We start from the raw sequence: 13,833 nt of genomic DNA on the forward strand, positions 1-13,833 counted from the left end.
TGAACTGCACCCCCAAAGTTAGACAGTATAGTATACTGAAAATAACTTTGGGGGTGATTTTATGCCAAAAGGGATACCGAATCAAAAATACACTGGGGAATTTAAACTAAATGTTGTAGAAACAATGCATCGAGAGAAATTAAGTTATCGCGAGATAGCACTGCAATTTGGTATAAGTAGTCACAAGCGTGTCTCCAACTGGGAACGAATCTATCTGGAAGAGGGACCTGAGGGACTTTTCATAGAACGTCGAGGGCGTGGAAGCAAAGGTCGTCCTATCGGGTTACCAAAAAAAACAGAAGAAGACTTACTTGCTGAAGTCCAACGGCTGCGAGCGGAGAATGCCTATTTAAAAAAGTTGAAGGCCTTGGTTCTAGAAGAGGAACGCCAAAGCAAAAGGCGCAAGTGATTTGGGAACTGAGGCATGAACATAAGATTTCTCTGCTGCTTGAAGTATCCAGTCTGCCGCGCGCTACCTATTACTATTATGCGAAAAAAAGTACGGCAGTTGATAAGTATAGCGCGGTTAAAGAACAGATTACTGCAATCTACACGGAAAACAAAGGTCGCTATGGCTATCGACGTATCACGAATGAACTGCACAATCGCGGATATGTCATTAACCATAAGACAGTACAACGGTTGATGAAAGAACAGGGTATCGTCTGTCGGGTTCGGATGAAAAGATATTGCTCCTACAAGGGCGAGGTTGGCAAAATAGCTTTCAATCTTCTCGAACGGAATTTCGAGGCTGCAAAACCGAATCAGAAGTGGGTTACTGACGTTACAGAGTTCAAGTTATTTGGGCAGAAGCTGTATCTGTCACCGATACTGGATCTATGCAGTCGTGACATTGTCAGCTATGTTATTTCAGATCGCCCGGCACTCTCTATGGCACTGCGTATGCTGGATAAAGCATTTGCCAAGATTCCAAACAACTCGAATCTCATTCTTCACTCAGATCAAGGCTGGCAATACCAACACAAACGCTATCGGCACGCACTCAAAGAAAAGGGCATTTCCCAAAGTATGAGCCGAAAAGGGAACTGTCTGGATAATGCCGTTATGGAAAACTTCTTCGGAATACTAAAGAGTGAACTTCTGTATCTACAGGAGTTTGACTCAGTTGAACATTTCAAGTCGGAGTTGATCGATTATCTCGACTACTACAACAACCGACGCATCAAGACAAAGTTAAAGGGTTTGCCACCCGCTCTACACAGGCAGCAAACCCTTATGGCTGCTTAAAATAAATAGTTGTCTAACTTTTTGGGGTCACTTCACAAGTTTAGGGTTGTTTTTCAAAATACTTTTGAGATCACGGATATACGAGTGCGTAACTTGGTTCAACTTGCGTTGATGAAGTTGTTACCCGAAGCGGACAAGGCCTGCAAAGATCTTTCTAGGATGTTTTATGGTGGAAAAGAAGTGATTTTCCATGATTATGGGGCGACAATTGATGTTGCGCGGCTTCTTTTAAGTTTATGTGAATACTTGACTGTTAGCGATAATAAAAACTATGCGACCAGTATAAAGAGATTTTGCCAACGAATTGGCTTGGATATGTTGAATGGTTTACCTTATATTGAAATACTTTCAGATGAAGAAAGTAAGGAAATCCCACCTGAACTATATAAATATAATAGAAAAGTTGGCGTTTCCTTACAAAATGCAGAAGAACAAGTGGTTCTTCATTTTAATGAAAATCTTACTGAACTGAAAGCCAAATCGATGGGAGAAGGTAAGTTCGCTAAGGTTGATATTAATGCGAATGAGCAAAGTCGTAATATTATTAAGCATTTTGATTTTGCAAAGCTTTCGGAAAGATGCAGACTCTATGCGGAGATACGGAGTGGGGATTACTGGGGGTTCTATCCTGAGCTTTTTGGTCTTGCAACAAATCTGATGACTGTTGAAGGTGGAAAGACTAAATTTATGAATGCGATTGGCGCTCATCCTAACTACTATGATTTGCGCAAATGGGAATATACCATGACTTCTATAAAAAAGTTAGGTTATTTACCTTCAAATTGCAATAATTTCTGTCCTTTTAAAGATGACTGTGAGCATTCGAAAAATGTTATTGAAACTGTCAAGCTTATTCGGGGCAGAGTTAATATAGTTGAACCGCTCAAAGCAATGTCGCTAGAAGAGGCGGAACAAAAACTTAAAGAAGCGTTTGAGAAAGCGTTAGCGTCTCAAGACAATAAAGTGTTTGTTATAAAAGCACCGACAGGAATAGGAAAGACGGAGTTATATTTGACTCTTGAAAATACGACAATTGCATTGCCGAGACATGACTTAAAAGATGAAGTAGCGAAAAGGATGAAAGTAGAGCACAAGGTGATTCCTAAATTGTCGGAATCAAATGAAAATTTTATCGAAGAACTGGGAAAACTTTATGCGAAAGGCGATTATTGGGGCGCATCTGAATTGAAGAATAGAGTCGCCCAATATGATGATGAAGTAGCAGAATATCTGAAAACAATTGAGCTTTTTAAGAATGCGAAGGGGACTTTGCTTACAACACATGAGCGATTGATGTTTACTGATGATAATAATACCCAAGTGGTCGTAGATGAGGATGTTATATCAACGATGCTTAAAGTGACGACGGTTGATATTAAAGATATTGCAGAAATTGCAAATAAAATTGTCGGATTTGAAAAAGTCATTGAAATCATTAGGAGCAAAAAAGTAGGTGTGCTAAACTCGGTAGACTTGGAGTTTAGATGGAATATGTCGTTGTTGCCAGAAGAAAAGGCTGAATTTCTGAAAAGTCTTAAGACGATCAATTCAAATGTGGTAGATTTCTTAAGCTGTTGTTATTGGATGAAAAATCCTAATGAGACAATAAGCTATATCGTCAAGCGTGAGATGGGAAGAAGAAAAACGATTATACTATCTGCAACAGCGAACAAATTCATTTATGAAAAGCTTTTTGGGGATAGGCTAGTGTTCATTGATATCGGAGCGGTTGAAACTAAAGGAAAAATAGTTCAATACCCCCAAAGTTCTTTTAGCAGGTATCAAATAGAGCACGGAAAAGAACGCTTAAACCTAGCAAAATCTATCGTCGGGGATCAACCTGTGATTACGTTTAAGAGATATGCTTGCGAGTTTAAGAATTGTATTGCTAAATATGGAGCTCTTACAGGTACTGATGAATACGCAGGGCAAGATATGGCAATTGTAGGGACTCCGCACATAAATGCTAATGCCTATTTATTATATGCGGCGGCATTGTGTGGGGAAGAGTTTACTAATGCTGAAATGAGATATATTCCAATTAAGCACAAAGGAATGGAGTTTTACTTCAATACATTTGAGAATGAAGTGTTAAGAGAGGTGCAACTTTTTCTAATTGAAGCGGAATTGATACAGGCGATAGGGAGAGCAAGAATATTAAGGAAAGATTGCACAGTGACAGTTCTCTCGAACTTGGCGATTCCAGGGGCAAAGTTTGTTTATTTAGATAAAAGTCAAATAAAGGAACTGAGCGAGGCGTCATTCGAGGAGGTTGGTAAAGAAGAAATATGCGAATCCCCCAAAAAACATGAACGAAAACAGTTGAATTGAAAGATCTGAAATCAATAGTTTCGATGAGCGCCTCAGAAAAAACAAGTGTAAATTGTCGTGAGCAAATTACGATAGGGGTGAAGGTTATGCTGATGACAAAAGAGGTGATTGTAAAATGGACTAATAGGGTAAAAAGACATTATGAAGAAAAAGGGTACTTGTTTTCCGCGATAGGCAAGGAGTTTGTTTGCAAAGTAGAGCATCTGTCGCAAGGATCGAACGCAGGTGTTATTGTTAAATGTTCTGTTTGTGGAGATGATTGTGAAGTTAAGTTTTCCAGATATAATCAGATAGTTCAAAACCAAAGAACATATAGATGTCACCGTTGTTCTGCTCGCAGAGTTGGCAAAATGAAAAAAACCCCAATACTGATAGTAGAAGAAGCTTTTAAAAGCATGGGATATATTCTTTTGGATAAGGGGTACAAAGGAAATAGTCAAAAAATCAAATATATGTGTCCTCAACATGGTGAACAAGTGGGAACTTACGCAGGGATCAAAAAAGGGCATGGTTGCATCCGATGTGCTAGTTCTTTGCGTGCAAACAGACAAAGAGCGCCATTTAGTGAGGTTCAAAAGCTATTTGACGTTAGAGGACTTATCTTAATCTCAAAAGAGTATTTTAATGAAGATACACTGATGATATTTATTTGTCCTAAACATCCTGAAAAGGAGCAGGTAACAAATTGTGCAAAACTTCGAGCTGGCTGGGGTGGGTGTCGACTTTGCTCTAATGAAGGGCGAAGAGGCGAGAACTCATATAGATGGAAAGGTGGCATATCTAAACTTCAGGAAATTGCTAGGCATACAATGATTTATTCTTGGAAATTAGAGTCACTAGCAAAAGCGAACTATAGGTGTGATGTTACTGGTATGAATGGAAAATTAGACATTCACCACTTATACCCATTTTCAGATATCTTTGAACAGGCATTGAAAAACACTGGAATTCCCATATATGACAAAGTCAATCAATACACAGAAGCAGAATTGGAGGTGTTTTCAAAAGAACTTAGTAAAATACATTTTGAAAAGGGGTTAGGAGTGTGCTTGTTGCCTAAAATACATAAGGAGTTCCATAATATTTATGGAAAAATTGATAATAATCCAGAGCAGTATTTTGAGATAAAGCCATATTTAATGAAAAAGTATAAAGTGAGATAGAAGGCTGAAAAAGAGCATGAAGCTTATTAAGCACTAATCGAAATGTTGGAGTTATATAAAACAAGTGACTGAATGAAGGCCAAAATTGCAAATAAATTGCTTAATAGAGCGTGTTATATGAGAAGGACGAAAAGGAAATATAGACGGACTTCCTTGAATTTTAGTGGCAAGGCATGTTGAATGTTACGGTTGTGGAATAAGGACATAGCAAATGAAAGTAAACACAATCATAGCAGTGAAATTGTGATATAAAGAATGTTTTTTAACCTAGGATTACCCTCTTTTTTCATATGGATTTGATGTGTTTTGAGTCTGCTTTAGTTAAGAAAAGAAGCTTTGAGTTCTCAATGTTTTTAATAAAAAGATTGGTCAAGTGTAGTGCAAATAAGGATTTTGGTCGAACATCAGGAGCAGGTTTGTCTGTGAATGTTGGTTTGACGTTTGGATTAAAGCAACAAGTGAGGTTGTTTTGATAATCGTAAGGGGGGCGAAACACCGTAACAGGAGAAGTAAAGCCTGACTCTCCGTAATATTTTGGAGCAGTAGTGTGGAGTATGAGGGGAGGGGGTGGGGCTTCTATATGGGGCTGCCCTGTGGCTTGATGGTAGGCAATAATTAATTAGTAAGCTTTTTGCTTTTGCATTAAAAAGTCTAAAAAAGAAAGTCTAAAAAAATTTTTTTGAATTTTTAAAAGTCTCCTACAGCAATGTCATGAAGAAGTATAAGCTAAGAGGGAGCATCATTGAAGCTGAGAAATCCTTGGGGCTCAAGTCCAAAGTATTAAAGAAGAACATAGATGATCAAAGAAGTGCAGAGTGCTATATTCAACTGAGCTAGCTAACGTACATAAGAGGGGGTTGAATTATGTTAGTAATGAATGCAACAACAGCAAGGAAAAATTTATTCAAGTTGATAGATGAAGTGATCTTAACGCATGAGCATATCTGTATTACTGGGAAAAACGGAAACGTAATAATGATCTCTGAAGAAGATTGGAAGTCAATTCAAGAAAGACTATATTTATCATCTGTGTTAAATATAAAAAGGAAAATATTAAAAGGATTAAACACCCCTTTAAGTGAATGCGTGGAGGATAATGAATGAGACGGGAAGATATACTGCTATTATCATGAAGAAAATGGCTGTACTCAGATGGGCAGTAAGCAACGATAGAGAGGCTGAAAAGTTGTGTAAGATATATTGAAAGCACAAGGGGGCAACGACCTTGTGCTTTTTTGGTAGGGTAGTATGAAAATAAGGTTTTCAGAGGGTGTAAGAGCATTTTAGTCGGATAACTATATTAGAACAGGGGATGTTCACGACAAATTAATGTGGTATGAAAAAAAGATAATGCATAATAATGGAGATCGTTTTGGAGAGAAATCATTGGAAAGAGAAGGGAAATGATGATTATTAGAAGAAATGCTTAAAAAGATGCTTTGTGTAAAACAATGACAATGAAAATATAGAGAAATGATTGGGGCTTGTAAATATGAGATTAATCGGAGAAAAACCAAATGTATTTTCAGAGGATATTTTAGGAAGAGAATCAATAGCAGATGGGTTGGAGGCTGTAATTCAAGCAGGCAAAAAAAGTATAGTCCTTAGTATTGATGCGGGTTGGGGGAAAGGGAAGACTACATTCATAAATATGTGGATTAATAGATTAAGTGAAGCGAAAACATACGAAGTGCTACATTTTAATGCTTGGGAAAATGATGATAGTGGCGATCCATTGTTGGCGCTTATTTGTGAGTTTGAAGAACAGTTAAAAGGAGAAAGTGAGAAAAAGTACATAGATAAAATTAAGACGTGTGGTAGAATGCTTTTTAAAGCATCTTTATCTACAATGTTAAAGATTGTAACCAATAATACGATAAATGCAAGTGACCTAGGCATAGGCGAAGCAAATAGCAAACACCTAGTCGATGGGGCAGGAAAGCTTGGAGAAGTAGAACTGTTTCAGGCACAGAAAAAGACCAAGCGAGAGTTTAAAAAAGCTTTACAAGAATATCAAGAACATAAAAATAAAAAGATCATAATTTTTATTGATGAATTAGATAGATGTAGACCCACCTTTGCGATAGAAACACTAGAAACAATTAAGCATTTGTTTAACATTGACAATTTTATTTTTATACTTGCATTAGATAAGTCACAATTATCGTGTTCTGTGCAAACTTTATATGGAAAAGAAATCGATTCAATTGGATATTTGAGACGATTTATTGATGTGGATTTTATACTTCCAGAAGCAAATAGGACTATATATACAGATTTTCTATTTGAAAAATATAGTATGACAGGAGAAAATATTAAAATATTTAAGGATTACCTGAAATTATATATTGAGGAGTATGATTTGAGTTTGCGTGACTTGGACAAATTGTTCTACCATCTATCTTTGGTACTTCCGATGACGCCGCTAATGAATGAAACGAAATATACACATATCTATCTAGAAATGTTTAGTGTTGTTTATGCTCTTTTATCAATAGTGAAAATTAAAGAGCATAAAGGTTATCAAAGGCTGTTAAAAAAAGAAATGTTATATGGTGGTGAGCTTAAAACGCTAAGAGGCGATATGTCAAGAACAAACTATAATGAGATCATGAATCCCTTTGTAGCTTTAGTTAGTGAGCTTGCTTCAAATAGTAAAGAGTTTAATTATGATAAGCTTGAAGTCGGAAAAGGTAATTTTGGAGAAGTGATTTCTGTGATAAGTTTACTAGACACAGAGAAAAAAAACATAGTTTTCTTAAAGCAGCTTGAATTTTCCGACAATTTCAGATCTGGATGAGTGATCGAAGTACGCGTGATATGAGAATATGAGAGAAATTTAGAATGGTTTAATAAAATTGAGAGGTGTAATGAATGCTGAGCAGTGATGAAGAAAAAAAAGAGATAGATGAGATGTTTGAGAATGAAAGTGAAGAAGACCTAATAGAAGATGAAATAGCGGAATCGGATAGACGTCTTGTTACGACAGCTTATGATTTTATTGTTCGGTCACTGAAAGACCAGATTGCTGATGAGACTATTATTGTAGATGCAACATGGCAAAGGAAGTACGTATGGGATGATATTAAAGCGAGTAAACTAATAGAGTCATTAATTTTAAATGTTCCAATACCAGTATGTTATTTTGCGGAAGAAGAAAAGTCGGGGCAATATTTGGTTATTGATGGACAACAGCGCTTATGGTCGATTTTTCGTTACTTGAACAATGAATTTTCACTTAGAGGATTAATAACGCTAGGCCATTTGAATAAAAAACGATTCCATGAATTGGACACGAAATATCAACGATTAATAAGTACTAGAGCAATTCGTTGCATTATATTAACAAGTGAATGTCATCCAGAGTTGCGTTTTGATGTTTTTGAACGATTGAATTATGGGTCTGTTCCATTAAATCCACAGGAGTTAAGGCATTGCATTTATCGCGGAGCCTTTAGTGATCTATTGGCAAAATTAGTGGAAGATAGAACATGGCTTAATTTGATTGGAAAAAAAGAAAGTGACGAAAGACTTCGAGATCAGGAGTTAATTCTACGATTTTTAGCATTGCATTTCAGGCTATCAAAGTATAAACCATCCCTCAAGACTTTTCTAAACTCGTTTATGAGAGATCATAAACGAATGTCGAAAAAAGATGAGACAGACTACAAGGCTCTTTTTGATCGCACAACAAGCAACTTGTGGAAAATGTTTGGTGAAAACGCATTTAGGCGACACGTGAAAAAAAGTGGTGAGGAGAGTTATGATAAAAATATAAACAAGGCATTATTTGATTTGCAAATGCTTGTAGCAAGCCATCTTGAAATAAATTGCAGTGATTTAAAAATTGCTAAAATAAGAGACGTATTTTTCCATCTAATGCATGATGATAAATTTATTGATCTGATTTTACGAGCGACGGATCACCGAACTCGTGTTGTAAGCAGATGTGAAATGCTTAGAGAAAAATTAATTGATAATGGGATAAAGATGGAAGAATTGTTTGAAAAAATTGAATCGATGTCAAAGTTGAGCGTGGAGGCCAACTAAAATGTTTTATAAGAGATCATATGCACTGCAAAAGTATCGCGGAAGACAGCGAGAAGTTTTTGGACTATTAAAGGTTTCCAGAAAAGCATATCCTGAAGTAACATTAAGAAACTTATCTGCGCTGAAACCAATATATCGTGGTGCAATAGTGTTACTTTATAGCCATTTAGAGGGCTATATTGAAGATGTGATTGAAGAAAGTGTGGAATATCTGAATCGTGCTTGTATAAAATCAAATCAATTACCTGGACGGTTAAAGATTGCAAATTGTGAAAAAGTAATTGCAGAAATTAGCGCAACTACCGATCCAGTAAAAAAGGAACAATTAATCGAAGCTTTGATAATAAACAATTATCCTTTTTGGAGCGATGGAGAATTGCCACCGGCAAAGCTAGAGGCTGATTTTTTAACATCTGATTTTGCAAACCCATCGCCGAGGAAAATCGAAAAGCTGTTGAAGAAGATGGGGATTGAAAAAATTTTCAGTGAGATGTTTAATTTGGGTTTTAACAAACGTCGTGTAGGAACTTTAAGTACAAAGATAGAAGCTCTTGCAGAGATTAGGCATGATATTGCGCATGGGAATTTTGCTACGGCATGCACAGATGATGATTTGATTGATTACTTAAAAAGCGTTAAACTTTTTTGTAGGTGCTTAGATGCGAAAATTGGATTGCATTTGGAAGAAATAACAAAAGAATTTCCTTGGAAAAACTAAAGTCTTTATATAGTGTATTGGTAATTCAAGAAGATGATATAAAAGTAGGAGCGATTCCCAATTTGTTTTAAGGTTGGGTCGCCAGAACTCGCATTAATATGGTATAATAAACATGGACGTAGGTTAAGAAACGCTAGTGTTTATGCGCGTAGCGAGGTTTTTGTTCCCTGTTAACTCATGGCTCTTCCCAAGCCGTGGGTCGAGGGTTCGAATCCCTTTGCCCGCTCCAGGAAAATGCAGACGTGACAAGAGTCGCGTCTTTTTTATTAGGAGAGAGAAATGAGCAGACAACGACAAATTGCAAAGAAAGCCCAGAGCAAGAAACCGCAGGCGACCGACGAACCGCGTTCCTTCAAACAGACGATCGACGAGATGGAACCGATGCCGCTCTGGGCAAAGATCGTCGTCGTAATCTTGCTGGCGGGGCTGGCGTATAAGTTTTATTGAGAACGGGAAAAGACATGGCGCAGGGGTGCGGCCATGTCTTTTCTGTTTAGCGAAACGCAAAAAGGCGGAAAAAAGGAATCGGGTGGGAATGGGTGGAATGAAGAATTTAGGAGAATAAATCACTTAAAAAGATGTTTGATAGGAGACGAGACTAAATTGAATTCTTTTCTTTGTTTTCTTGAAAAATACCGCCTGCCGTATGATCTATTCATGGCTGCCTTAGCTTGTGTGATTATCACATCAATGTTTGCGCAAAACCGCATAGAACTAAGCGAACAGGAACTGTTGTTGCTTAAACGGGCGGACTTCGTTATCTTACTGATCTTCACAGTGGATTACATCGTTCGTCTGCTCCTTGCAAAAGGCAAGATTACCTTCGTTCGAGAAAATATCATCGACCTAATATCGATCATTCCGTTTGATATGATGTTCCAGGGCTTGCGTGCTGTACGTCTTTTACGTGTTCTTTATATGTTGCGTCTGTTTGTTTACACGACGCGCTTGTTCAAACGCATAACCGTCGTGATCAAAACGAATGACTTTCATCACATTATCTGGTTCACCGCATCAACGATATTTTTTGGCGCGGTTGCCATATCGTATATTGAAGACATGGCGATTGATGACGCGCTGTGGTGGTCGTTTGTAACCACCACCACAGTTGGTTATGGCGACATCGCGCCCCAGTCAGGAGCCGGACGTCTTGTCGCAGTTTGCTTGATGCTGATCGGCATCGGCTTTCTCAGCACCTTGACCGGCACGGTTGCCACCTATTTTTTATCTCAGACAAAGAAGACATACAAACATGAAGCGGTCCAAAATGCTATTGAACGACTGCACGATTTTAATTCACTCTCTGCTTCCGATCTACGAGAAATGAGCGCAGTTTTGATTGCCTTGAAAGAAAATGAAATGGAAGGGGAGGGTCAATATAAAAATAGGTAGGAGAGTTTAATAAAAAAGAGACGACTTCGATGTGTTTCCCAAGGAATAAAGCTAAAGCGAGCAAGATAATCGAACGACAGAAGCGTCCATTAACACTAACGAAAGGAACGATAAAGCAAATTGAATCTTGAAAAGCATCTAATACTTGTAAAGGGCGAGGATAAGACAGAATCGATAAGCCGTTGCGTATATGAGAAGGGTAAATGGAAGATTGAATTTGGCAAAGAAAAGACGTATTCCTATGGCTATCAGAACGTTCAGTGGTATAGAAATCCCAATTCACTCGATCCGACAACAAGTGTTGTGTTTCAAAGCAATCAAGCTTTGAAAGGGATTGAAAAATTATTCGTTTTTGAAAAGCATGTGAGAATTTTTTTCGAGACAGGATTGAAAAAAATATATGAGCGGCATGAAATAACGCTTGAGCAAAACATCATTAGCAATCCTAAAGCTGGCAATTGCTTGGAATACCTCAAACAACTGGCGAAGATTGTTGGTGTTGCCAACGGGGAAGAAAGCAGCTTTCTATATAAGCAGTATGAAAAAATAACCTGCGTAACTTCAAACAGCGTATTGGCGCAATACCTAAATCCTGCCGCAATGAACAGGCCCTCAGGTGGGAGAATGCCGATATTCCCCTTCGGTTTTAATTTAAGCCAGAAAACTGCGACAGAAAATGCCTTGAACGAACAAATTAGTGTCATTGAAGGGCCGCCTGGAACCGGGAAAACCCAGACCATCCTAAACATTATCGCCAATGCAGTTGTTAATGAAAAAACAGTTGCCGTTGTTTCCAACAACAATGCGGCAACTGCAAATGTTTTAGAGAAACTGGAAAAATACGGCGTGGCTTTTATAGCTGCATACCTAGGCAACAAAGAAAACAAAGAGAAATTTTTTGAAGGTCAACAACAGAACTATCCGGAGATGGCGACTTGGCTGATGGCTTCTCAAGAGTATGATGCCTTAGAAAAAGTGCTTGAGGCAAGTGGAAAAAACCTGATGAAGATGCTTGAAGTAAAAAACACGCTGGCCGCTTTAAAACAAGAACGATCAGCATTCGGTGTAGAAAAAGAATATTTTAATACCTATTTTAATGAAACAGGAGAAGAAATTTCAGCCTATCGTTCTTTATATAAGCACAAAGCAGACACTGTCATGGCGTTGTGGCTTGATTTTCAACAGCAGATAGAGAAAGATACGGTTATAAAGCTGAAATATAAACTGAAAAATTTGCTGCGGTACGGTATTTTAAGTTTTTCCTTTTATGATAATTCAAATGAAACGATTATCGCTTTTTTCCAGAAGTTATATTATGAACGTAAGATGGCGGAATTAAACGAAAAAATTCAGGCGCTAACGGGGCTTCTCGATAGCTATCGCTTTGACAAAGCGATAGAAGAATACACAATGAACTCAATGCGGTTGTTCAAAGCAAAATTAGCGGAACGATTCTCCAAGAATACGCAGCGAAAATTGTTTTCCAATGAATCGTTAGGGAAATATTTCGGCGCTTTCGTTAAAGAATACCCGGTTGTTTTGAGTACGACACATTCTTTACGAGGCTGTGCCTCTCCGAACTATCTGTTCGACTATTTGGTTATCGATGAAGCGTCGCAGGTGGATATTGTTTCAGGAGCGTTGGCCCTGTCGTGTGCAAAGAATGCCGTCATCGTTGGTGATGTAAAGCAATTGCCTAATGTCGTATCGGGTGAAATTTCCGAAGAAACGGATCGGATTTTTGAAAGATATGAAGTAGACCTTGCATACCAGTATTCTGCGAACAGCATGCTTTCATCAATTACGACGTTATTCAATACAGTTCCCAAAACATTATTAAGAGAGCATTATCGCTGTCATCCTAAAATCATTGGTTTTTGTAATCAAAAATTCTATAATAAGGAACTTATTGTGCTGACGGAAGAAAAGGCGCAGCAAAAACCGCTGATTGTGTACAAAACAGCAAAAGGAAATCATGCAAGGCACAATTATAATCAAAGACAAATTGATGTGATAATGGAAGAAGTCGTGCCGGATCAGATTGCAAACAATACAGACCAATCCGTGGGAATCATTTCACCGTATCGACTGCAAGCGGATAAACTTAATGAGGCTATTGGAAAACGGGACATTGAAGTGGATACGGTGCATAAGTATCAAGGACGCGAGAAGGATGTCATTATCCTTACAACCGTAGTAAATGAAATTAATGATTTCGTTGACAACCCCAATTTAATAAATGTAGCCGTTTCTCGCGCAGTGGATAAGCTGATTGTTGTTGTGTCAGACAATGAAAAAAATAGTAATTCTAATATTGGCGATCTAATAAGATACATTGAATACAATAATTTTGAGATTATTAACAGCAGCATCTACTCGGTGTTCGACTTGCTATATCATAGCTATTCTGAACGACTGCTTGCAATCAGGAAAAATAAAAAGAACGTGTCTGCCTATGAGTCAGAAAATCTAATGAATGTCATAATCGAAAAGGTTTTAAATTCGCCAGAATTCCGCGAACTCGACCATGTAATCCATCAGCCCTTAAAAATGCTTATCCGAGACCTGAACAAGCTTGATGACGCTGAGCGTAGATTTGTTATGAATGCTTTAACGCATACTGATTTTGTCATCTTTAACAAGTTGGACAAAAGCCCTGTATTGGTTGTTGAGGTCGATGGATATGCATTCCACGCCAATAATCCCAAACAGCTGAAGAGGGATAAAATGAAGGATACTATATTAGAGAAATACGGCATCCCGATTTTAAGAATCAAGACCAATGAAAGCGGCGAGGAAGGAAAGTTGCGCAACAAACTTATGCAGATTTTGAAGTTTAATGAAAAGCAGTAGGTTTGTAATATTCGCAAGCGTGAACATCGCATTGACAAATGAAAAAAGAATGGTTTCGACCGTTTCCTAAAGCATAAA

11 protein-coding genes are annotated in these 13,833 nt (G+C 37.8%); all 11 read left to right on the top strand.

Annotated features, from left to right (window positions below):
- Positions 1-61 precede the first annotated feature (61 nt).
- The 11 genes from QTL79_RS10830 to QTL79_RS10880 all read left to right on the top strand — a co-directional run bounded on the left by QTL79_RS10830 (position 62) and on the right by QTL79_RS10880 (position 13,755).
- Positions 62-409, top strand: coding sequence for a helix-turn-helix domain-containing protein (locus QTL79_RS10830; RefSeq protein ID WP_346354983.1), 348 nt, complete (start codon positions 62-64; stop codon positions 407-409).
- Positions 406-1,248: an IS3 family transposase gene (locus QTL79_RS10835; RefSeq protein ID WP_346354984.1), complete on the top strand. Its 843-nt coding sequence runs from the start codon at positions 406-408 to the stop codon at positions 1,246-1,248. Before QTL79_RS10830 ends, QTL79_RS10835 begins: the two co-directional genes overlap by 4 nt.
- A gap of 93 nt (positions 1,249-1,341) precedes the next feature.
- Positions 1,342-3,579 carry a hypothetical protein gene (locus tag QTL79_RS10840; protein WP_346354985.1) on the top strand — a complete coding sequence of 746 codons (2,238 nt, stop codon included), beginning with the start codon at positions 1,342-1,344 and terminating at the stop codon, positions 3,577-3,579.
- An 86-nt stretch (positions 3,580-3,665) separates the two neighbouring features.
- A complete protein-coding gene (locus tag QTL79_RS10845; protein ID WP_346354986.1) occupies positions 3,666-4,742 on the top strand; it encodes a hypothetical protein in 1,077 nt (358 codons plus the stop codon).
- A gap of 864 nt (positions 4,743-5,606) precedes the next feature.
- On the top strand, positions 5,607-5,846 hold the full coding sequence (locus QTL79_RS10850; protein WP_346354987.1) for a type II toxin-antitoxin system Phd/YefM family antitoxin: 240 nt from the start codon (positions 5,607-5,609) through the stop codon (positions 5,844-5,846).
- A 388-nt stretch (positions 5,847-6,234) separates the two neighbouring features.
- Positions 6,235-7,542 (top strand): KAP family P-loop NTPase fold protein, encoded by a 1,308-nt coding sequence (locus QTL79_RS10855; protein ID WP_346354988.1) that lies wholly within the window; start codon positions 6,235-6,237, stop codon positions 7,540-7,542.
- A 74-nt stretch (positions 7,543-7,616) separates the two neighbouring features.
- A complete protein-coding gene (locus QTL79_RS10860) occupies positions 7,617-8,792 on the top strand; it encodes a GmrSD restriction endonuclease domain-containing protein (RefSeq protein ID WP_346354989.1) in 1,176 nt (391 codons plus the stop codon).
- 1 nt (position 8,793) lies between these two features.
- Positions 8,794-9,510 (top strand): MAE_28990/MAE_18760 family HEPN-like nuclease, encoded by a 717-nt coding sequence (locus QTL79_RS10865; protein WP_346354990.1) that lies wholly within the window; start codon positions 8,794-8,796, stop codon positions 9,508-9,510.
- Positions 9,511-9,789: 279 nt separating this feature from the next.
- Positions 9,790-9,957 carry a hypothetical protein gene (locus tag QTL79_RS10870; RefSeq protein ID WP_346354991.1) on the top strand — a complete coding sequence of 56 codons (168 nt, stop codon included), beginning with the start codon at positions 9,790-9,792 and terminating at the stop codon, positions 9,955-9,957.
- 33 nt (positions 9,958-9,990) lie between these two features.
- On the top strand, positions 9,991-10,902 hold the full coding sequence (locus QTL79_RS10875) for an ion transporter (protein WP_346354992.1): 912 nt from the start codon (positions 9,991-9,993) through the stop codon (positions 10,900-10,902).
- 120 nt (positions 10,903-11,022) lie between these two features.
- Positions 11,023-13,755, top strand: coding sequence for an AAA domain-containing protein (locus QTL79_RS10880; protein ID WP_346354993.1), 2,733 nt, complete (start codon positions 11,023-11,025; stop codon positions 13,753-13,755).
- Positions 13,756-13,833 lie beyond the last annotated feature (78 nt).

This window comes from Azotosporobacter soli (assembly GCF_030542965.1).
In the GTDB taxonomy this organism is placed as follows: Bacteria; Bacillota; Negativicutes; order SG130; family SG130; genus Azotosporobacter; species Azotosporobacter soli.